The 23183-nt window shown below is 48.0% G+C and carries 14 protein-coding genes and 1 pseudogene; 4 read left to right on the forward strand and 11 right to left on the reverse strand.

What is annotated here, in order from left to right:
- Positions 1-16: 16 nt before the first annotated feature.
- From sufB to rimP, 4 genes and pseudogenes are all read right to left on the reverse strand, one after another.
- Positions 17-1468: a Fe-S cluster assembly protein SufB gene (gene sufB, locus BN93_RS07365; RefSeq protein ID WP_019187698.1), complete on the reverse strand. Its 1452-nt coding sequence runs from the start codon at positions 1466-1468 to the stop codon at positions 17-19.
- 151 nt (positions 1469-1619) lie between these two features.
- Positions 1620-4601: pseudogene (gene infB, locus BN93_RS19140) on the reverse strand (translation initiation factor IF-2).
- 60 nt (positions 4602-4661) lie between these two features.
- The gene (gene nusA / locus BN93_RS07375) at positions 4662-5930 is read right to left on the reverse strand and encodes a transcription termination factor NusA (RefSeq protein ID WP_044260176.1); all 1269 of its coding nucleotides are present in this window, start codon (positions 5928-5930) and stop codon (positions 4662-4664) included.
- A 462-nt stretch (positions 5931-6392) separates the two neighbouring features.
- Positions 6393-6857, reverse strand: coding sequence for a ribosome assembly cofactor RimP (rimP, locus tag BN93_RS07380; RefSeq protein ID WP_019187702.1), 465 nt, complete (start codon positions 6855-6857; stop codon positions 6393-6395).
- 1163 nt (positions 6858-8020) lie between these two features.
- Between rimP and BN93_RS18585 the strand changes: the two genes are divergently transcribed.
- Positions 8021-8194 carry a hypothetical protein gene (locus tag BN93_RS18585; protein ID WP_232211133.1) on the forward strand — a complete coding sequence of 58 codons (174 nt, stop codon included), beginning with the start codon at positions 8021-8023 and terminating at the stop codon, positions 8192-8194.
- A gap of 295 nt (positions 8195-8489) precedes the next feature.
- Here the strand turns inward: BN93_RS18585 and BN93_RS07385 are convergent, their stop codons facing one another.
- The 7 genes from BN93_RS07385 to BN93_RS07420 all read right to left on the reverse strand — a co-directional run bounded on the left by BN93_RS07385 (position 8490) and on the right by BN93_RS07420 (position 18517).
- Entirely contained in the window at positions 8490-8843 is a 354-nt protein-coding gene (locus BN93_RS07385; RefSeq protein ID WP_232211134.1) for a DUF192 domain-containing protein, read from the reverse strand.
- 1019 nt (positions 8844-9862) lie between these two features.
- The gene (locus BN93_RS07395; RefSeq protein ID WP_019187707.1) at positions 9863-10507 is read right to left on the reverse strand and encodes a heme oxygenase-like domain-containing protein; all 645 of its coding nucleotides are present in this window, start codon (positions 10505-10507) and stop codon (positions 9863-9865) included.
- 152 nt (positions 10508-10659) lie between these two features.
- Positions 10660-11211, reverse strand: coding sequence for a hypothetical protein (locus BN93_RS07400; protein WP_044260178.1), 552 nt, complete (start codon positions 11209-11211; stop codon positions 10660-10662).
- A 372-nt stretch (positions 11212-11583) separates the two neighbouring features.
- Positions 11584-12804, reverse strand: a complete 1221-nt coding sequence (gene pncB / locus BN93_RS07405) for a nicotinate phosphoribosyltransferase (protein ID WP_019187709.1) — start codon at positions 12802-12804, stop codon at positions 11584-11586.
- Positions 12805-12871: 67 nt separating this feature from the next.
- Positions 12872-13516: an HAD family hydrolase gene (locus tag BN93_RS07410; RefSeq protein ID WP_044260179.1), complete on the reverse strand. Its 645-nt coding sequence runs from the start codon at positions 13514-13516 to the stop codon at positions 12872-12874.
- A 462-nt stretch (positions 13517-13978) separates the two neighbouring features.
- Entirely contained in the window at positions 13979-16177 is a 2199-nt protein-coding gene (rnr, locus tag BN93_RS07415) for a ribonuclease R (RefSeq protein WP_019187711.1), read from the reverse strand.
- A gap of 39 nt (positions 16178-16216) precedes the next feature.
- Positions 16217-18517, reverse strand: a complete 2301-nt coding sequence (locus BN93_RS07420) for a carboxypeptidase regulatory-like domain-containing protein (protein ID WP_019187712.1) — start codon at positions 18515-18517, stop codon at positions 16217-16219.
- Positions 18518-18940: 423 nt separating this feature from the next.
- Between BN93_RS07420 and BN93_RS07425 the strand changes: the two genes are divergently transcribed.
- The 3 genes from BN93_RS07425 to BN93_RS07435 all read left to right on the forward strand — a co-directional run.
- Positions 18941-20086 (forward strand): hypothetical protein, encoded by a 1146-nt coding sequence (locus tag BN93_RS07425; protein ID WP_019187714.1) that lies wholly within the window; start codon positions 18941-18943, stop codon positions 20084-20086.
- Positions 20087-20137: 51 nt separating this feature from the next.
- Positions 20138-22180, forward strand: coding sequence for a DNA topoisomerase IV subunit B (locus tag BN93_RS07430; RefSeq protein ID WP_019187715.1), 2043 nt, complete (start codon positions 20138-20140; stop codon positions 22178-22180).
- Positions 22181-22638: 458 nt separating this feature from the next.
- The coding region (locus BN93_RS07435) for a S41 family peptidase (protein WP_044260080.1) at positions 22639-23183 on the forward strand (545 nt) is incomplete at its 3' end.

Raw genomic sequence — 23183 nt, forward strand, 5'->3', positions numbered from 1 at the left:
TGCATCACCATCAAACCTAACCTACCGTGCCTTCGAGCGACACACTGAGCAGCTTTTGTGCCTCAACGGCAAACTCCATGGGCAACTTGTTGAGCACTTCCTTGGCGTAGCCGTTGACGATTAGCCCCACGGCCTGCTCGGTTGGTATGCCTCGTTGGTTGCAATAAAACAGTTGGGCCTCGCTTATCTTGCTAGTCGTGGCCTCGTGTTCGATAATAGCCGTGTCGTTGTGGATGTCCATATAGGGGAAGGTGTGCGCGCCGCACTTGTCGCCCAGCAACAAGCTGTCGCACGAACTATAATTGCGTGCATTGTCGGCGTTGGCCGTTGCGCGCACAAGTCCGCGGTAAGAGTTTTGGCTGCGGCCTGCGCTGATACCCTTAGAGATGATGGTGCTCTTGGTGTTTTTGCCCATGTGTATCATCTTGGTACCCGTGTCGGCTTGCTGGTAGTTGTTGGTTACGGCCACAGAATAGAACTCGGCCTGCGAATTGTCGCCGCGCAAGATGCACGAGGGGTACTTCCAAGTGATGGCCGAACCCGTTTCTACCTGCGTCCACGATAGCTTGGAGTTTACTCCGCGCAGGTCGCCGCGCTTGGTAACGAGGTTAAACACGCCGCCTTTTCCGTTTTCATCGCCAGGATACCAGTTCTGAACAGTGGAGTATTTCACCTCGGCATTGTCTTTAACGATGATTTCAACGATGGCAGCATGCAATTGGTTTTCATCGCGCATGGGAGCCGTGCAGCCTTCAAGATAACTTACATAGGCATCGTCTTCGGCTACAATGAGCGTACGTTCGAACTGCCCGGTGTTGCGGGCGTTAATTCGGAAGTACGAACTTAACTCCATCGGACAGCGCACGCCCTTGGGAATGTAGACGAAAGAGCCATCTGAGAACACGGCACTGTTGAGTGCAGCGAAGAAGTTGTCGCTGTAAGGCACCACCGAACCGAGGTATTGGCGCACCAAGTCGGGGTGTTCTTGCACGGCCTCGCCGATAGAACAGAATATCACGCCCTTCTCTGCCAGTTTCTCTTTAAAGGTCGTTTTCACCGAAACAGAGTCCATAATGGCGTCTACGGCCACGCCTCCAAGCACCAATCGCTCTTCAAGCGGTATGCCCAGCTTATCGAAAGTCTTCTCCAATTCGGGATCCAGCTCCTTGTTGGCAGGTTTCTTGGCCATCGGGTCGGCATAATACGAAATGCCCTGATAGTCTATTTCGGGCAGGTCTACATGCGCCCAGTCGGGTTGTTTCAACGTCTTCCAATGATTAAAGGCCTTCAACCGAAACGCCAGCAACCATTCGGGCTCGTTCTTTTTGCTCGAAATAAGTCGCACAACGTCTTCGTTAAGGCCCTTCTCTATAATATCTGTTTCCACGTCTGTGGTGAAACCGAACTCGTATTTCTGTTCGGCAACACTTCGTACAAACGCGTTTTTCTCGTTCTTTACTTCTTCCATATATACAAATTTGTATTAGCGATGAATAGGGGCAGCCCCAATGGAGCGCCCCTATCGTTTGGTTTAGCAAACACCGTACCGCAAAACAAGGCGGTAACAAATGTTACTGTTGGTTTTTGAGGTGGTGAGTTTGTGCACTCAAAGCCCCACCCTACAACTTCTGTTCCACTTCGATAACGGTGAACGTTTCGATGATGTCGCCCACCTGAATATCGTTGAAGTTGACGATGCTTATACCGCACTCGAAACCCGTAGGCACTTCTTTCACGTCGTCTTTATAGCGTTTCAAGGCGTTGATGTCGCCCGTATGAACCACGATGCCGTCGCGAACAAGGCGGGCTTTGTCTACGCGGTGCACCTTTCCTTCGGTAACAATTGCTCCTGCAACGGTGCCCACTTTCGATATCTTGTAAACTTCGCGTACTTCTACTTGGCCCGTCACTACTTCTTTCTTCACCTTATCGAGCATGCCCTCCATAGCCGAGTGCACGTCGTCGATGGCGTCGTAGATAACCGAATAGGTGTTTATCTCCACCCCTTCTTGGTCGGCCAACTTGCGTGCGGCGGCAGATGGGCGCACTTGGAAACCCACGATAAGCGCATCGGAGGCATCGGCCAGCGTAACGTCGTTCTCTGAAATCTGTCCCACAGCCTTGTGAATAACGTTCACCTTCACCTTCTCGGTAGAGAGTTTGATGAACGAATCGCTAAGCGCCTCGATTGAACCATCGGTATCGCCCTTGACGATGATGTTCAGTTCTTTGAACGAACCCAATGCGATACGGTGCGAGATGTCGCTCAACGTCAGACGTTTTTGCGTACGCAAGCCCTGTTCGCGTTGCAGTTGCAGACGTTTGTTGGCAATGTCGCGCGCCTCTTGTTCGGTTTCCAACACGTGGAAGGCATCACCGGCAGTCGGCGCACCATTCAAACCCAGTATGATGGCGGGCTCTGCGGGACCAGCACTTTCTATGCGTTGGTTACGCTCGTTGAACATGGCCTTGATACGTCCCCAGCTTGTTCCCGCAATCACGTTGTCGCCAACATGCAGCGTTCCGTTGCTCACCAGCAGCGTAGAAACATATCCGCGACCCTTGTCTAAGGAGCTTTCGATGATGCTACCCGTGCCCTTACGGTTGGGATTAGCTTTGAGATCGAGCATTTCTGCCTCCAAAAGTACCTTCTCCAACAATTCTTTAACGCCAATACCTTTCTTTGCACTAATCTCTTGGCATTGGTATTCGCCGCCCCACTCTTCTACAAGCAGGTTCATTTGCGAGAGGTCTTCGCGTATCTTGTCGGGGTTTGCGCCCGGTTAGTCAATCTTGTTGATGGCAAACACCATCGGTACGTTGGCCGCTTGTGCATGCGCGATGGCCTCTTTGGTGGTAGGCATCACGCTGTCGTCGGCCGCAATGATGATAATGGCGATGTCGGTTACTTGTGCACCGCGGGCACGCATGGCCGTAAAGGCCTCATGACCGGGCGTATCCAAGAACGTTATGTTGCGCCCATCGTCTAGTTTCACGTTGTAAGCACCGATATGTTGGGTAATTCCGCCGGCCTCGCCTGCAATAACGTTGGTGTTGCGGATGTAGTCGAGCAACGAAGTCTTACCGTGGTCTACGTGTCCCATTACAGTAACGATGGGCGAACGCGAAACAAGGTCGGCCTCATCGTCAGCCTCTTCGGTAACTGCCTCAGAAACTTCTGCACTTACGTACTCGGTCTTAAATCCGAACTCTTCTGCAACAAGGTTAATGGTTTCGGCATCGAGGCGTTGGTTGATAGAAACCATGATGCCCACGCTCATTAGCGTACCGATAACCTGATTAACCGAGACGTTCATCATCGAGGCCAACTCGCTAACGGTAACAAACTCCGTTAACTTCAACGTCTTACTCTCTTTGCGCTCCTCTGCACGCTCTTCGTTCAGACGCTCTTGTGCGGCCTCTCGTTTCTCCTTACGATACTTTGCACCCTTCTTATTTTGGCCTCGACTGGTAAGACGTGCCAAGGTTTCCTTTACCTGGCGTGCAACGTCTTCTTCGTTCACCTCTAAGGGTTTCTGGTTTCGGTTGGGTTTCTTGTTTTTCTTATTGGCGTTTCGTCCGCCAGCGGCATTGTTATTGTTGCCGCCGCCGTTGTTTCCGCCCTTATTCTTATTGCCGTTGGGTTGGTTAGCAGCCGCATTAATGTCTACCCTTTCGGTGTTTATGCGGTTGCGTTTGCGACGTTCGCCGCCCTGTTGCCCTTTATTCTCGCGTTCTTTGCGTTTCTCTTCCTTCGATTTCTTCTTGGGTCGAGTGTTTTGGTTGATGGTAGAAAGGTCTATCTTTCCCATTACCTTGATGCCAGGAGCATTGTTTTGCTCGCTCTTCAGCGTAAAGATAGCAGGCTTGCCGCTCTCCGTTTCGGCCGTTTCGGCCTTTTCGGCAGGCGTTTCCACCTTTTCATTATCGGCTTTGGGAGCCTTAACGGCATGTCCTTGTTTCTTTTCGCCCATTTCTTTTGCCGATGCAGCAGGTTGTGCAGCGTGGGTTTTGGCATCCTTAGCAGGCTGTTCCTTTTGTTCGGTCTTGGTTTCTGCCTTCTCCACGTGGGTTGTTTGCATGGTTTCGGCCTTCACTTCGGGCTTTTGCTCAACCGTTTCAACCTTTTGTTTAGGCGTTTCCACCTTGTCAACCTTCTCTTGTTTTTCAGCAGAAACGCTCTCTGCCTTGCTCGAAACCTCGCCCACGGCAGCAGGCTTAGTCTCTTCTTTATCGTCTTGAACGGCTTTAACATCAGATTTCTTCGCCGAACCTTTGCCGTTGAGGTCAGAAAGGTCTATCTTACCCAAGGGCTTGTATTGTTGTTTTCCAGCGTTCAGCACCGTTTCTGCACGATGGTCCTTATCTTCGGCCGCACGTTTCTTCTCCTTCGTTTTCTTTGGGAAAAGTTTGTCGGCTTGGTTGCGCACCTCCTTGTCCTTATGAAACGCTTTCACAAGGGCCTGATATTGCGCATCGTTCAGTTTGAACGTGGGTTCGGCTTTCACTTCTCCCAGCTCGCTTTTCTTTTCTAAGAACTCCACTGCCGTTTGGAGTCCGATGTTCAATTCACTTATTGCTTTGCCTAATCTGATGCTCATTCTGTTGTTTTGTTATTGTTTTTTGGTTCTGGCCTCGTTTTTATCTACCCATACGGGGTTTTATCCTTGTTCGAACTCTGCCCTTAGCACGCGTAGCAGGTTGTCTACGGTTTCTTCTTCCAAGTCGGCCTTCTCTACCAGCATTTCACGGGGTGCGTTAAGCACTGCCTTAGCCGTATCAAGACCGATACTCTTAATGGCATCGATAACCCATTGGTCTACCTCGTCTGAGAACTCATCCAAGTAGATATCCTCGTCGGCCTCGCCTTCTGCCACTTCGCGGAACACGTCGATGGTGTATTCGGTAAGCATGGATGCCAGCTTAATGTTGAGTCCGCCACGTCCAATGGCCAACGACACTTCTTCGGGGCGCAAGAACACTTCGGCCTTGCGGGTCTCTTCGTCGATGTTGATGCTGCTCACTTGTGCAGGACTAAGTGCGCGTTGGATGAAGAGTTTGGTGTTGGCCGTGTAGTTTATCACGTCGATATTCTCGTTGCAAAGTTCGCGAACGATGCCGTGTACACGACTTCCCCTAACGCCCACGCAGGCACCAACGGGGTCGATACGCTCGTCGTAGCTTTCTACGGCAATCTTAGCGCGTTCTCCCGGCATGCGGGCGATGCGCTTAATCGAAATCAATCCGTCGTTAATCTCAGGCACTTCTGCCTCCAACAGCCTTTCAAGGAACATGGGACTGGTGCGGCTAAGTATAATTTTGGGGTTGTTGTTCTCATTGTCTACGCGCAAGATAACGGCCCTAATGGTTTCGCCCTTGCGGTATTGGTCGGCAGGAATTTGTTCCGACTTGGGGAGAATCAGCTCGTTGTTCTCGTCGTCTACGATGAGCACCTCGCGTTTCCACACTTGGTACACCTCGCCAGCGATAACCTGTCCCACACGGTCCTTATACTTATTATATAAAGAGTCGTGTTCAAGTTCCAATATCTTCGATGCCAACGTTTGGCGTAGCGTTAAGATGGCGCGACGTCCAAACTTGGCGAAGTCTACTCGTTCGGTAACTTCTTCGCCCACTTCGTAGTCGTGTTCAATCTTTTGCGCCTCGGCCAACGCAATTTGTTTGTTCTCGTCTTCCACTTCTCCATCAGCCACTACCATTCGGTTGCGGTAAATTTCAAAGTCGCCCTTATCTGGGTTTACGATAACATCAAAGTTCTCGTCGCTACCGAAGATACGGGCAAGCACGTTGCGAAAGCTTTCTTCCAGAACGCTCACCAAGGTCATTCGGTCGATATTCTTGGTGTCTTTAAACTCCTTGAACGTGTCGACCATGCTCAAGATATTCTCATCTTTTTTTCTTGCTACCATAGGGTTTATTATCGTTTGATGTGGTCTTGCCCCAACATTGCAAGCCGATTGCACGTGCGAATGGTGTTTCCACGTATCGGCGGCATGGGGGCGAGCCAATTAGTTTCTCTTTATATAATTGCAGTTGACAAGTTGGTCAGTTTACAAGTTAACGAGTTGACAAGTTAACAAGTTAACGAGGTGACCAGTTGGTCTGTTGGCTAGCGGGCTAAGTTGACAAGTTTTTGGGCTGACGGGTTTAGAGCTAATTTATCGAAGTATGAATAGCAATGCTTGCGGTTCTGCGACAAACCCTTTGGCTTAACTCCTTAGCTTTGTAGGCATTGAATAATCAGACAAGTCGATGAGTTTACAAGAAAGTTTTCCACTCTGCCCCAAAGCATTTGGCTTAACTCCTTAACTCCATAACTCCTTAACTCCTACTTACTACTTTACCTCCTTACTACCTACTACTCAAAAACGTTAAAACTGAATCAGATATTTGGTGTACTTCACACCATCCATCTTAAAGTTGTGGTCTACGTCTTGCAGCACAGGGCGTTTCTTCCCTTCCACTTTCACTTTTTCTTTCACCGCAACCACGAAGTCGTTTCCGTCCACGCTTTTGAGTATTCCCTTGTATTTTTTGCCGTCTTTATCCAACACCTCAACCTCTTTACCGATGAAGTTCACGTATTGTTGTGGCACTTTAAAGGGTTGCCCCAGTCCGGCCGAACCCACTTCCAGTTCGTAATCCTCTTCATCTCGGTTCAAGTGTTCCTCGATAAAGCGGCTCAGCTCCACGCAGTCTTCAATCCAAACGCCGTCGGCATGGTCTATTTCCACCACGATACGGCTGTCTGGACTAGTCTCAACGTCGACAAGAAAATACTCTTTGTCGGCTAACCATTGTTCAACAAGTTCTTTTACAACGTTTTTGTCAATCATATTTTGTTGTTACTGATAATGAAAATGAGGAACTCTCGTCGGAGCCCCTCATTCCACTGAATGCTGCAAAGTTACGAAAAAATAGCGAAACGCACAAAATATTTTTACGTTTTCAGTGTTTTTATCCACGATTTTTGTATATGGAAGTCGTTTCGGTGCATTTTTGATAGGTAGGAAGTTACATAAAATCAGTTATGGCAGGTTCTAAAAATTACCTTTACTGTATTTTTAGCTTTTAGCTGAGCAGGTTTTGCTTACTTCTTGAAGGAGCATAGTGAACTATGCGACTGAAAGAGTAAGCGAAAGATGCCAGATAAAAGCAAAAAGACAGCAAAGAGCAAAACAAGGAACAACAATTGAACCTTTGCGGGGAATTTTTAGAACATGCCTTATAACAAGTAAGGCAGCAAACAAACAATTGCGAAACGGATAGCCATATTTGCAGGTATAACTTTGCAAATCAGAGCGTTTTAAAGTTTGCCACTTACCATGATATTCATAGCCCACTCCCCCACAACATGCACCTTATTATATATGCGCATGCCTGCACGCGCGAGGGCGCAACATCCCCCTACGGCATCCATGCAGCCTGCTTTGCTTTCTCGGTTGGTTTGTTCCTGGCATTAAGGTCTATTGCGCAACCAGCACCTTATCTTGCTTTGCCCCCACGACAACATCATTAAGCCCCCCACGAGCATTGCATATAAACTGCACATAAACAAAGAAACCGCCTCACACGATAAGCCAACGCAGCACACGGAATAAGCTTTTGCATGCTCAGAAAGCTATTAGCTCACAAACTTACTGACCAACAAACTCACTAACCCCCTCCAACTTTTGTCCGCTTTTCGGTATAAAATTTAACATTATGAGTGCCTTTTTGTTCACCAATCGCGCACCTTGCCGCAAAAAATCGATTCTCGCGAAGGTTGGTTTCGATGCAAAATAGGGTTAGTCTGTGGGTGCGGCAAAATGAATTTTTATTTAAACGAACCACCATTTGCACCAACTTTTGGGCTATTTGCTGCTAAATGCACTGCGTTTTGGTGCAAAATGGAGTGCGTTTTGCTGCTAAATGCACTGCAATATGCCGCTAAATGCAATGCGTTTTGCCGCTAAACGCGAGGTAAAATGGTGCAAAACGCAGTTCAATATGCCGCTAAATGCAAGGCGAAAAGCATAAATATCCGCCGCAATGGTATAAAAACAACCTTATAGAACCATTAAATACATGGCTCAAAAGGGCAAAATGTACCCTAAAAAGTGGGTTTTTAGGGGCAAAAAGCAGCAATTTGGGGCTTGCAAAAACAAGAGTCGGCAGCAAACTAGAAAGGTAAAGTGGTGCAAAATGCAGGTGGCATGCTCAAAATTGGACTAAAAAAGGAACGCGCCAAACCCAAATTTGCAGCCATTTGCCTGTTTTGAAGGCTGTTTTTGCGCTAGAAGGGTGTGCGAGCAGGGGGTGTTTTGTAAAAATATTTTAAGCTTACGCCAATTCGGGATAAGATGGCTGTGGCTCAAAACACCACCTATATTTCAATTGCCATTACTACGCCAATCCCTCCTGGGTTGTTAGCTTACCGCAGGTAAATTGGCCTGCTGCGTTTGTGCGGCAGGTGTCGTCAGTATCGGTTATGGCAGCTTTATAGCACATCCCGGCCCAATGTTGTTCTTCTTGAACCAGCCTTGCGGCACTTCGAGCGCATAGCGCACAGATTGCGACGACTCTACACTTGCCTTACTGAAGGGCACCATATCGCGTGTTTCGCAGATTTCGCCACTTGCACTGATGAACGCGATTGAAAGGGGCGTAGGCGTGTCTTTCATCCAGAAGGTGAGCTTTTGGTCTTTTTTAAACACAAAAAGCATGCCCGTTCCATCGGGAATATTTGTGCGCCCCATAAAGCCTTTTGTCATCTCTCGGCGTGAGCGGGCAAGCTCAACTGTTATGGGAATGGTCTTGCCGTCAAGATTTGTAATTGCCAAATCCTTTTTTTCAAATTCGATCACGGACGTTGAACATGCGCTAAAAATGGCGCAGCACAATACAACAGCTCCTTTCAGCACCAGCTTCGCATGCGCCTGTAAAAACTTTTTCGTGGTTAATCCTTTGTAAGTCATAATACAATTCATTATTTATTGGTCTGTAATTTATGGTGTTGTGGATAAGAAACAGCTTATCCGAAAGCAAAGGTAGTCTATTTTTTGCAAAACACGAAAAAGTTTTTGTTGTTTTTCTTGGTTGCTTTTTGCCACGCTGAAAGCAAACATTTTGTTTATGTTGCAGATGCTTGCAAAGGCCAGTTTGGTATAACTAAGAATGTAACTTGCTACCTTTCCACCTCGTTCTATCGATTGCCCTGTTAGTCTGTTGGGCATGTCTAAAAACACGTGAAGAAACATGTGGAAAGAGGTTAATAATATGGTGTAGGCACCAGAACGCTTACCATTATACGCCAGTTCGGGATAAGAAAGTGCCCTAAAAGGTTGGTAATCTCACTATTATTTTGTGAGTTTATAAGCGTGTAAGTTAGTGAGTTGGTGAGGTTGTGAGTTAGTATGTTTGCGGCACTTTTCAAGGCATTAGCACGTTTTGCCACATACAAATGATGCTGAATTTTGAATTTAATCGCATCGTCGTCTTAGTACTTTGTGCATGATGGGGTGTGTTTATCTGTTTTCTCGCGTATGTACCAAAGATGATAAGCCTCTCTTACAGTTATGGGAAAACTAAAATTCAAGACTATTTCAACATTAAAGGCGCACCGCGGGGTGCGCCTTTAATACGTTTATTGTATGGCAATTAACCCGAATCGGCCGTTAGAGCCAGTGCAGGCTTGTTGGGTTGTTGAGCCTATTGTCTGTCATACTCTTGAAGGCGTAGCGGACTACGACAAGAGAATAAGACGGGCAAGATGCCGACGAGCAAACGAAAGGCGAACAGGGAGCGATGCCAACAACCTAAAAATAACTGGTAAGCGGATTAACGAACGATTGGGGTTAGACTAGAGATCAGAGCTAGTATTATAGGGATCGACAAACGTGTAGCCCTGCCCTTTTTTCCTTAATTCAAGCCTAAAATAGGAAAACGACATGTGGGGGATTGTGCCATTGTTCCCACTATAAACGCTTAGGAGTTCGACACCAGTATCCGACAGCGAACCTGAAGATAGAAATTTAGAGGAATCGATGTAAAAGCCGTAATAAAAGATTAGCGGTATCTGTACCCCATCTATCGACATTTCAACTCTGGAATATCCGATGCCCGTTGTGAATCGCTTTTTCAATTTGGCAATGTACTCGTCGGTAATGCCGTTTCGTCGGCCATCAGAGCGTGTTGCGCCTTTGGCAGCATAAGATGGGGGAATCTCTTTCAACGGAACTTCGGGCGAGAAAACGAGTAGCTTATCGCCTTCCATCACTTCTGTTCGCACGTCTAAGGCTTTACCGCCATTCTGCCCAACAACAGAAAACTTATTATCTTTCAATAGCTCGTCGGGGTCTATGGGCTGCCCATTTTCATCTTGTACCTGCACGTAGACTTTGTTTTCCACCACAAAGGCAGAATCGTCTGCATCGTTGTTCGAGCCACAAGCCACAACGAATAGGGCAGCCAACGCTGCGAGCAAGCGTATTCGCAAATGTTTCATCGTATGTTGTCAATATTCAAATTTGTGAGTTCGTAAGTTGATGGAGGCATGGGTTTGCCAGCCTTCAATGTTACTCCTTGCTGCTAAATACAAGCACTTTGGATTGAATGTTAACGCCATCGGCTTAGCCAAAAGGATGTATGCACACCACTTTACTCCACCGAATAGCCTTGCTCTTGCTTGCGCAAAACAATTTTGAAATGCTTATTATGCAGGTAAGGGTCTATTGTTTTACCCTGATACTCCACCGATTTTATAACAATACTCGTTCCTCCATACATTTTTTCGGCATTGGGCACAGCCGCATACGCATAATGAAAACGCATCGGCAGCTTAACGCGATCTATCGTTATCACCACATCTGCATAGCCTTCGCCACGTTTTCCCTCGGCCGTGTCCCAGAATTTCATTACAGACAAGTCGGGCAAGTCGGCAAAAAAGCGAAACACGTCAACGTCATCTAGCTTGTAGGCATCTACGTTTAAGGTGCGTTTACTGGCTTTTCCAAACACCGAGAACTTGCACTCGTACAGCAAGGTTCTTGGCGAAACGGCCTTCTCGCCATCTTGCACTTCAACATACACGGTGCTGTTGACGGCAGATGCCGTCATTGGCCTGTACATTTCTTTCTCCTCATCGGCACTACAAGCAGCCAACAGCACAAGCACTGCCATCAACCACAAACTGCTTTTCAATTGTTTCATCGTCTTCGGTTTTATAAACGGCAACGAGATGCGTACGTGGTAAAAATCCTCAACATGCCGTTTTGAGTTAATCAATTGGGGCAGAACGATTGTCCCTACCATAAAATGGTTATTGCTAGATGCTGCAAATATATGCTTTATTTTGTAGAAAGCAAAAAGAAAGAGGGCGAAATGCGCCTAAGAAGGCAGAAAACAAATTATGCAAACTACACTTAAATCGTTTCAACATGCCCTCCAACCTATGCTCGCACCTCCTCGAACAATAGCAGTTTCGTCTACTCACAATTTGGCGTAAGTAAGCGAGCGAAGACCTTGTACTAACATAACGAGTGGCCTCCGTTCGCTTTTCTTTTGTTATTTACATCCTTCGCCCTACCCTATCTGCTTCAACAGATAGGCGCATTTCTCAGGATTACCCAGCGTTTTACCTTTGTCGCACGATAGTTTTACGCAGTCGTGCCATTCGCGTTTCTCAGTAATGCGGCACTTAGTGAGTTTCACCACGATGTTCATGGGCTTGCATCCCAGCACGTCGCAAGTAAGGAAGGTGCCCATGCCGTAGCTGTCTTGCACACGTCCGTCTACAAAGCGGTGTATCTCTAAGGCGCGTTCGATGTTCAAGCCATTGCTATATATCACCTGCTTGGTGGCCGGATTGATGCCCAGCTGCTTGTATTTTTCGATGATTTTTTCGGTTTGCTCTTCTTCCACGCCGCTGTCTACACGCAAGCCAACGAACATCAAGGCCATGCGCTTTGATAGATTGTTGAAGAAAACCTTGTCGCCAAAACAGTCGTAGAGGTAAATGCCGTTGTCGCCATCGTAAACATCGCTGAACTTACGCATCACATTGAAGTTGCATTCGAAGATGCCGCTGACGTTTTCTTCAAATTCTATAATCTGATGGCTCATCGTTCCCATAGGCACCAACCCATATTTCATGGCCAGATACACGTTGCTTGTACCCACGATGCGACCTTTCCACGGCACGAAAACACCGTCTACTTGCTCGCCGCCTGCATCGGCGGTGGCTTTCATGGCACGTATCACGTTGTCGTGATGCACAAACGACAGTCGGCGGCGCGTACCCATGTCGCCCAAAATCAACCCTCCGCGTAATATCTGCCTAGCTTTGTCGGCAGCACGTTCGTACTCTACGGCGGCATCATAGCGTTCTAAGTCTCCGCGATGCTGGTGCATCAACTCGGAAACGATGGACAATACGGGCATTTCCCACATGATGGTGGAATACCATTTGCCGCGAATGGATATGGCGAGTTGCCCATCTGGGGCTTGTTCGATATGCACTTCGGCCGGATTGAACTTGTAACCGCGCAAGAAAGTGAAGTACCATTGGGGCAGATAATACATGCGATGCTGCATAAAGGCTATCTCCTCTTCGGTTATTCGCACGTTCTGCATCATGTTAATCTGCTCTTTCACCTTCTCGGCAAAGCCCTCGGGGTACACGGTGTGGTTGCGATCGAAGAAGGTGTATTCTACTTCGGCACGCGGATAGGTTTGCAAGATGTAGTACTGGCAACTGAAAGTGTAGGCATCGTTGTCGGTAAGGTGGTTGATGATTGGTTGCATAAGTATCGTTTTTTATGGGTTTTTATTTCGAAGTGCGGTGGGTGTTGCGCGAGTGGGGTTAAGGGGATTAAATGATGTTGAGCAGCTCGGCAAAGTCGTCTATCACCCAATTAGCACCAGCCTCTTCCAACTCGGCAGGCGTGCCATTGCCATAGGTTACGCCACAAGTAAGGGTGTTGGCGCGACGCCCCATCTCGATATCGAATGCCATATCGCCCACAACGAGCGTTTCTTCGGGCTTTACGCCAAAGTGTTCGAGGGTAAGGAGCACTGGTTCGGGATGAGGTTTGGCATTCGTAACATCGTCGGCACTCACAATATAGCTGATGTATGGGCCTATGCCGATGCTCCGCACGAGGTTGGGTAGCGAGTCGCGCCCACGACTGCTGGCTATGGTGAGCGTTAGGCCTGCATCGTGCATGCGCTTAATGGTTTGCACCACGTTGGCAAAGGGCTTTACTGCACCCGTAACATTGTTGATGTCGAAAATGCTGCGATAGGTTGTTACACAGGCTGTGGCCGTTGCATCGTCTACGTTTGCCAAACGCACGAAAGCCTCTTTAAGGGGTAGCCCGATGGTGGCCGCGCATTGGTCTTCGCTATTTTGTGGCAAGCCATGTAGCCGCAGGGTTTCTCTCAGTGTGTCGACAATGATGCGGCGCGAGTCGCCTAGCGTGCCGTCAAAGTCGAGTATCACGGTGGTAATTCTCATCTTTTTCATGCAAAGGTATGAAAACTTTGGGAGTAAGTAAGGGTGAAAAGGTGAAAAATTGAAAAGGGGAAAGAGTGGAAAGGGGAAAAGGTGGAAAGGTGGAAAGGTGAAAGGATGGCTAACGCCTTTTAAAGGTGAAAAGGTGAAAAGGTGGAAAGGTGAAAGGATGGCTAAAGCCTTTTAAAGGTGAAAAGGTGGAAAGGTGAAAAGGTGAAAGGTGAAAAGGTGAAAGGATGGCTAACGCCGTGGAAAGGTGAAAGGGTGAAAAGGTGAAAAGATGGATAACGCCGTGAAAAGGTGAAAGGGTGAAAAGGTGGAAAGGTGGAAAGGTGAAAGGATGGATAAAGCCTTTTAAAGGTGCAAGAGTGAAAAGGGGGAAAGATGGATAACGCCGTGAAAAGATGATGAATAAAGCACACCCCTGCCTCCTTTCCAAAGGGAAAAGGGACAGGGGGTGAGGTTTTATTTATCAACCACAGTGAAGTCTAGCTGACGTTTCTCTTGGTCCACACGAGCCACTTGTATGCGAATAGGGTCGCCAAGCTGATACTTGCGGTGGCGTCGCCTGCCCACAAGACAATAGTTTCGTTCGTCGAAGTCGTAGTAATCGTCGTCCAAATCGCGCATGGGCACCATGCCTTCGCAGTGGTTTTCGTCTATCTCGCAATAGATACCATAGCTGGCAATGCCGCTGATGTGTGCATCATACTCTTCGCCCAGCTTGTCGGCCATAAACTCTACCATCTTATACTTAATGGAATCGCGCTCCGCATTCTGTGCAACCTGCTCCATCTCCGACGAATGCTCGCACAGTTCTTCATAGTGTTCCTTGTTCGCACTGCGGCCTCCTGCGGCATAACGCGTAAGCAAACGATGCACCATCGTGTCGGGATAACGGCGTATAGGACTGGTGAAATGCGTGTAATAATCGAAGGCCAAGCCGAAGTGACCTATGTTATGGATGCTGTATTTGGCCTTCATCATGGCGCGGAGGGCGATGGTTTCGATGAGGTTTTGCTCGCGTTTGCCCGCCACCTCGTCCATTAGCTTATTCAACGAGCGCGAGGTTTCGCCCTTAGTGCTTGTTGTTTTCAGCTTATAACCAAACTTCATGATGAACTCGCGCAAGGTTTCGAGCTTCTGCGGGTCGGGATTATCGTGCACGCGATAAGGCAAAGTCTTGGGCGTTCGGCCGCCTTTGGGCTTGCCAACACTCTCGGCCACGGTCTTGTTAGCCAAAAGCATAAACTCTTCTATCAGCTTATTGGCATCCTTCGAACGCTTGAAATAGGCGCGAATGGGCTTGCCTTGCTCGTCTACATCAAAGTGAAGTTCTTCGCGGTCGAACTTTACAGCCCCGTTCTTAAATCGTTTTTCGCGTAGTTTCTTGGCCAGTTTGTCCAGCATTATCAAGCTGTCGGCGTTCTCGCCTTTATATCCTCCCTTCGGTGCTGGCGGCGCAGGTTCGCCCGTTCCGTCAACAACACCGTTGTCTTCCAATAGTTGTTGCACCTCTTCGTAAGCATATCGCCTATCGCTTTTTATCACGGTGTGCACGATACGATAAGCCTTTACGTCGGCGTTTTCGTCCATATTAAAGATAACACTATAAGCCAACTTCTCTTCATCGGGGCGAAGTGAGCAGATAAAGTTACACAGCCGTTCGGGCAACATGGGTATGGTGCGGTCTACAAGATACACGCTTGTGGCGCGTTTCATGGCCTCTTTGTCGATGATGCTGCCCTCGGTAACGTAATGACTCACGTCGGCTATGTGCACGCCCACCTGCCAAAGGCCCTTATCGAGCATGCGAATAGACAGTGCATCGTCGAAATCCTTGGCATCTCGCGGGTCGATGGTGCAGGTAAACACGTTGCGGAAGTCTTCGCGTTCGTCGTAATCCTTCTGCGTTATCTCGGCCGAAATGCGTTCGGCAGCCTCTTCTGCCGCCTTGGGATAAGTGTAGGGCAAGCCGTATTGGGCCAAGATGGCGTGCATCTCGACATCGTTTTCGCCCGTAGGACCAAGCACATCAATAACTTCTCCCATGATATTCTTGTGTTCGGCATCGGGCCATTGGGTTATTTTCACCACGGCCTTATCACCCGTTTTGCCGCCTTTAAGCTTACGTTTAGGCACGAAGATGTCGTGTACATATAGGTTTTCGGGGGTTACGAGGAACGCCATATCGCGTTCAACCCGCAGTTTTCCCACCACTTGGTCTTTGGCACGTTTCAGTATTTCGATAACCAACGCCTCCTTGATATGTCGTTTGCGGCGCGCCATCAGCTGCACGCGAACGCGGTCTCCGTTAAGTGCCGACATGGAGTTTCGCTCACTTACGAAGATGGGCAATGAGCCATCGTCGGGTACGAACGAGTTTTTGCCGTTGGTTTTGCGTACGAAACGGCCTTCGAGCACCTGTCCGGCCTGATTCAGTCGATACGAACTGTCGGTCACTTTGGTTAAGAAGTCGTCCCAAGCCATCTCTTCCATCACGTCGATGGCCAGCATCTTGAGCGGATGCGTGTCGAGTTTCAGGTTCTTGAAGATTTCTTTAAAGCTGAAAGTCTTCCCCGGATGTTGCTCGAAAAACTGTTGTAGCCTTTCGGCCACCTGCTTTTTGGTGAGGCGTTTGCCTCCTTTCTTTCCTTTTCCCATATTCGGCTGTTGTTTATGGCTTATCTAAATTAAAGGGCATTATCTGCCATGCAGCACGCCCGTATTCTCATCAGTGTTGGTTATGCGCTTGTTCCCTGCGGCCTTGGCCTTTCCAAAGTCGAGATTGAACGACACATTTATCATCAATATGCGCCGCAGATTTCTGGAATACGCCAGTTTATTTGCAGGCGCAATACGCGACAGGTTCTCCACTTCGTTGGTATAAAGAGTGGTGAATGGGTTCGCCACCACTAACTGTACCGCCCATTTGTCCTTGTTATATCCAAGAGCTATATTATGGCTAGCCTCTTCTTTGTCTAGCGTTTCGCCCCACAAGCTATGCTGGCTCGTCTCCATTTCGGCAGCCAAAAGCCACTGCTTATACATGGCTAGCAGCTGCCCGCGCATTCCCCAGTTGGCGTGAGTGTGGGTGTAGTGGTTGCCATTGCTAATGAATCGGTTGAAGAATGGTGTTACTTGAAGGGAAAGCCAATCGCCAAATGGGTGGAGTTTAAAATCAATGCGGGTGTTAATACGGTGGAAACCGCGTTGATTGTTCATCGTTCGCACAAAGCGTTGGTTCTCCAATAGCGTTTCTTCCATAATGGGTTTGTGATCGTAGCTGTACCTTCCGTACAGGCCAACATTCAGCCATTTCGTCGCCCAATCTACAGAAAGACTGTTCGATACGAAAGTAACTGCTTTTAGATTTGGGTTTCCACGTCTTAGCTGATAAATGTCAATGTCTTGAGAAACGTCGCTCATGTTAGAGAGCGAAGGTGCATAACCCGACACATATCCTGTGTATTTTATCGCGAAGCTGTTTGTCACATTGTAAGCAAGCGATAACCTAGGCCGAAAGATTAGCGAGCTAAGGTTGTTGTTTGCCTGACTATTGTATATCCGCATTACCCCCAATCCCAAGGTATAAGTTAGTTTCCCCAGTTTAGAAAGCCACTCGGTATAAAGGTAAGTCTCCGATGTGTTCAGCTTAACTAGGTTCTCTATTGTCCCACTATAACTGTTTTTGGTGTACGTCTGCGTATGCTTAACACCGAAAGAAAGCTTGCTGCGGTTGAACATCTTTTCGTATATACCTTCGGCGATGAGCGAATACTTACGCCCCGTTGTTTCGGAAACAAAGTCTTGATCATTGTGTCCCGTCTCAAACAAGGTGTATTTACGATTACTTCCACTGCCGATATAAGTGCCAACGAGGTCGAAATAGATAGTCTGTTGGTGAGGTAGCATGGTATGAAAGTACAGGTCTAGCGAGGGCGAATTGTCGTGCGTGCGCATAAAGTCGTTGATGCGATAGGTTTTGTTCTCCGTATATAAAGTGCTAATCCTATCGGTAGTGGAGTTCGGCACGTGGTTATACCTGTCTCGGAATATAACACTGAACACGCTTTTGTTAACCGCGTAGCTATACCACAGAGAGAAATCAAAGTTATTGAACTTAGCTTTTGTGGGGTCGCCTATCTCTCTGTTGGTTAAAGTTCGGTCGTTATAGTGGTATGTTTCGGTATTCTCCCTTATCCATTTCAGGTCACGTCTGTTCCACCATGCCACGGCTTTCAGTTCCGATTTGCCTTCATGATAGTTGGCAGACAGCTGATATTCGCCAAAGCCCAGCATCGAAACGCCATTGGTTAAGTCGCCACTAACATTGCCTCCCCTTTCCTTATATCTCACGATAATGTCGATAACGGCTGCCGCACCTGCATAGCGTGCCCCAGGCATATCGTAATATTCCACCCTTAGAACATCGTGTGGGCGAATGGCCTTTATCTCTGCAATAGTTGTTTTCACGCCATTGATGCGCAATTGAACGGGCTCGCCCGTAGATGTGCGTATGGTATTATCGATGGTGTTGAGCCTAATTCCAGACAATTGCATGTTTCGCAATAGTCCAAATCCATTGGTAGCAGCTTTCAATTGGAACTTGGAAGGGATGATAATCTTACGATCTATCTTTTGTATTTCACGTTGCCCCACCACCTCTACTTCTTGCACCGTGCGTTCAACAGGCAGCATGGTTATCTCACCCAAATATAAATCATGGACTACATTCTCCAATCTTACATGATAATCGGCATAGCCAAGATAAGTTACTAAGAGGTTGTCGAAGTGTTTATCCTTGTTAACGGCTAAACCAAAACGACCATTTGCATCACTGATTGCATTTTGTTTTTCTTTTGTTCTATCCGAGACGAGACTCACAACGGCACCTTCCAAGGGATTACCAACCTCATCTTGAACTAGGCCTGTAATGTTTATCTGTGCATTAAGGCTAGTCCATAACACAAGAAAAAACAAAAGCAAGAGAGTTTTTTGCATACCATTTGTGTATTAAATTTGTTATAAGATTACTGTCAAACGTTGGTCAAAAGTAGGCGTTTTATTCCGAGTACAAAAGCTATTGCAACCAAAACTGCGGTGCGTTACGCATTTTTAACACCGCGATAAATAGCCTTGTTCCCCTTCCATACGCCATCAAACATCTGTTGTTCTTTTATTCCATACTTGTCATATCTTACCGCAAAGTAACAAAAAAGATGTGAGATAAAAGGAGCATTTTACAAAAACTTCTTTGAAGTCTGCGCATTTTATTGTACATTTGCAAGTTAAAGCACGAATACGTTCGGCTTAAACCGCCCTTTTTCTAACCTTGCCCACGCGCAAATAAGCCCCCAAGCCATGCCGCTGAGGCGTTTGAGAAAAGGCAAAAAGAACAAAAACAGCAAATAATATACATAGCACATGTCTGCAGTGATAATAAAGAAAGTCTGCACCAAAAGCGACTTAAAGGCGTTCATCGACCTACATTACGACCTATACGAGGGTAACGAGTATGACGCGCCAAACCTGTTCAGCGACGAGATGAACACGTTGAGCAAAGACAAAAACGCGGCGTTCGACTTCTGCGAGGCCGAATACTTCCTCGCTTACAAAGAGGGAAAGCTGGTGGGGCGCGTTGCCGCCATCATTAACCACAGCGCCAACAAGAAGTGGGACCGTAAAAGCGTGCGCTTCGGATGGATAGACTTCATCAACGACCGAGAAGTGTTAGAGGCATTACTTCATGCCGTAGAAGAGTATGGGCGCTCTAAGGGCATGCGCTCTATCGTGGGTCCGTTGGGCTTTACCGATATGGACCCAGAAGGTATGCTCACAACGGGGTTCGACCAACTAGGCACCATGCCCACGATATATAATTATGAGTACTACCCCCAACTGATGGAAAGCATCGAAGGGTTTGAGGTGGACAATCACTATGTGGAGTACAAGCTGATGGTGCCTAACGAAGTTCCTGAGAAGTTCGCCAAGATTGCCGACATGATACAAAAGCGTTATAGTCTTAAAATAAAGAAGCTTACACGCGACGATGTATTCAAAGGAGGATATGGTAAACGCATCTTCGACCTAGTAAACAAAACCTACGGGCATCTATACGGCTACTCGGAACTTACCGAAAAGCAGATGGACCAGTACGTAAAGCTGTACTTCCCTATGGCCGACCTAGACCTCATCACCCTTGTTGAAGACGAGGCGGCCGACAATAAGCTCGTAGGACTGGGCATTTCCATCCCCTCGCTAACGCGCGCCTTGCAAAAATGTCGTCGCGGAAGACTAACGCCCTTTGGTTGGTGGCACGTGCTAAGGGCCATCAAATACCACAAAACAAAGGTGGTAGACCTGCTGCTCATCGGTGTTTTACCCGAATATCGCATGAAAGGCGTCAACTCGTTGCTCTTCGCCGACCTTATTCCGCGCTACCAGAAGTACGGATTTGAATGGGGAGAAACACAGGTGGAGATGGAAACCAACTCGAAAGTGCAAAGCCAATGGGAATGGCTGGATGCTAGCATTCACAAACGTAGGAAGTGCTACATCAAGACGTTCTAATGCGGGGGCGCACCATATAAATGAGCCAATTAGTAGACACCACAAAAGAAGATGAATAAGAAAAAGACACCTAATAATCAACAAGAGATGACATTTGAGCCAGCCAACGCGGCAGGTTCGAACGCAAACAACACGCCCACATCCACCCAACAACCCAACAACCAGACGGCATACACCGACGATAACATCAGGCACCTGTCGGACATGGAGCACGTTCGCACGCGCCCTGGTATGTACATCGGCCGACTTGGCGACGGAACACAAGCCGAAGACGGCATTTACGTACTGCTGAAAGAGGTGATTGACAACTCTATCGACGAGTTTAAGATGCAGGCCGGCAAGCGTATCGAGGTGGATTTGGAAGACGACCTGCGCGTATCCGTGCGCGACTACGGCCGCGGCATTCCGCAAGGAAAGCTGGTAGAGGCCGTGAGCATGCTCAACACGGGCGGCAAATACGACTCGAAGGCGTTTCAAAAGAGCGTGGGATTAAATGGTGTTGGCCTCAAAGCCGTCAACGCATTGAGCGCACGTTTCGAGGCTAGATCGTACAGAGAAGGAAAGGTGCGCACCGTGGTGTTCGAAAGGGGCGAATTGATTAGCGACAACACGGAGGACACCAACGAAGAAAATGGCACGTTCATCTTCTTCGAACCCGACAACACTTTATTCCTCAACTATCGTTTCAAAGGCGAGTTCGTGGAAACAATGCTCCGCAACTACACCTACCTTAACGCCGGTCTGACCATCATGTACAACGGGCGGCGCATCATTAGCCGCAATGGTTTGGCCGACTTGCTGAACGACCGCATGACCAACGACGGCCTTTACCCCATCATTCACATACAGGGCGAGGACATCGAGATTGCCTTTACCCACGCCAACCAATACGGCGAGGAGTATTACTCCTTTGTAAACGGACAGCATACCACGCAGGGCGGCACGCACCAAAGCGCATTTAAAGAACACATCGCCAAAACCATTAAGGACTTTTTCTCGAAGAACTACGAGTACGTAGACATACGTAACGGATTGGTGGCTGCCATTGCCATCAACGTACAAGAGCCCATGTTCGAAAGTCAAACGAAGATTAAACTGGGTTCGCTGACGATGAGTCCTGGCGGAGAAAGCGTTAACAAGTACGTGGGCGACTTCATTAAGCGCGAGGTAGACAACTATTTGCACATCCATGCCGACGTGGCCGAAGAGATTAAACGCAAGATTGACGAGAGCGAAAGAGAGCGAAAGGCGATGGCAGGCGTAACCAAGATTGCACGCGAAAGGGCAAAGAAGGCCAACCTGCACAACAGAAAGCTGCGCGATTGCCGCATACATTTCAGCGATGCAAAGAACGATCGCAAAGAAGAGAGTTCCATCTTTATCACCGAAGGCGACTCGGCAAGCGGCAGCATCACTAAAAGTCGCGACGTAAACACGCAGGCCGTGTTCTCGCTCCGCGGCAAGCCACTCAACTCTTACGGGCTTACTAAGAAGGTGGTGTACGAAAACGAAGAGTTCAACCTGCTGCAAGCGGCACTAGATATCGAAGAAGGGCTCGACACATTGCGATACAATAAGGTTATCGTGGCCACCGATGCCGATGTAGACGGCATGCACATTCGCCTGCTAATCATCACTTTCTTCTTGCAGTTCTTCCCCGAACTGGTGAAGAAAGGCCATGTCTACGTGCTGCAAACGCCCTTGTTCCGCGTTCGAAACCGCCGAACAAAGATTAAGAGCAAGAAGGTGATTGCCGCTGCCGATGCACGACTGATGAAGGGCGAACGCAAAAACGACTTCATCACGCGCTATTGCTACAACGAAGACGAACGGCAGAAAGCCATCGCCGAGCTGGGTCCCGACCCCGAAATTACGCGCTTTAAAGGATTGGGCGAGATTTCGCCCGAAGAATTTACGCACTTCATCGGCCCCGAAATGCGACTGGAACAGGTTACCTTGCACAAGAACGACCAAGTGCATAAGCTATTGGAATATTACATGGGCAAGAACACAATGGAGCGACAAAACTTCATTATAGACAACTTGGTGGTGGAAACCGACGGCCCGACAGAAGAAGAAACCGCCGAAGAATAATTTATTAACACGTTAAAGAAAGGAGAAGAAAGCACCTAAGAGAACAAAGAGAATAGAGAGAGAAAAGAGTGAAAGAGAGAACGAAAAAGATTGAACGAGAGAATTAGGGGTATTGGAGAGGATGATGAAAAGGCTTTATTGATTGGTCTAGGCAGGTGTTCTGAAAGTTACCTGCACTGCGCTTTCAGGCTTTATCCATGCAAACTTGGCTTAATCCTTGATGGGAGCATAGTGCACTATGCCGCTGAAAGAGTAAGGCTAAGATGCCAGATAAAGACAGAAAGACAGTGAAGAGCAAACCTAAAAAGGAGAAAAAAATAAGCGTGGAAGTTTTAGAACATGCCTTTATAAAATCAGTTAGAAATGTTTTTAACCTGTCGCGGCACATACAACCAGCCCGACTTGTACCACTGTTGTTACCACCCCTCCCAACCCAACCAAAGTAAATATGTACAGATATGAAGAAATTCTTAATTCTTGCAGCTTGTTTCGCCACACTAGCTGCACAAGCACAGTTGCGGACAACCATCGGAAAAGACAATCCGCAGCAAAAGATGCAGATTGCCGAAATGGCAATCAAGAACTTGTATGTCGACACCGTTAACGAAAACAAGCTGGTTGAGGATGCCATCAGGGGCATGCTCGAAAAGCTAGACCCCCACTCGTCTTACTCCACCGCGAAAGAAACAAAGGCCATGAACGAATCGTTGCAAGGTTCGTTCGAGGGCATCGGCGTACAATTTAACGTTGCCAAAGATACGCTGCTCGTTATACAACCCGTGGCCAAAGGCCCGTCAGAAAAGGTGGGAGTAATGGCTGGCGACCGCATTGTAAGCGTTAACGACACGACCATCGCCGGGGTGAAGATGTCGCAAGAAGACATCGTACGCCGACTGCGAGGCCCCAAAGGCAGCATCGTTAAGCTGGGTATCGTGCGCCCCGGCATAAAGGGGCTGCTTGCCTTTCATGTAAAACGCGATAAAATACCCATCGAAACGCTCGA

The organism is Prevotella conceptionensis 9403948, from assembly GCF_000312305.1.
In the GTDB taxonomy this organism is placed as follows: Bacteria; Bacteroidota; Bacteroidia; order Bacteroidales; family Bacteroidaceae; genus Prevotella; species Prevotella conceptionensis.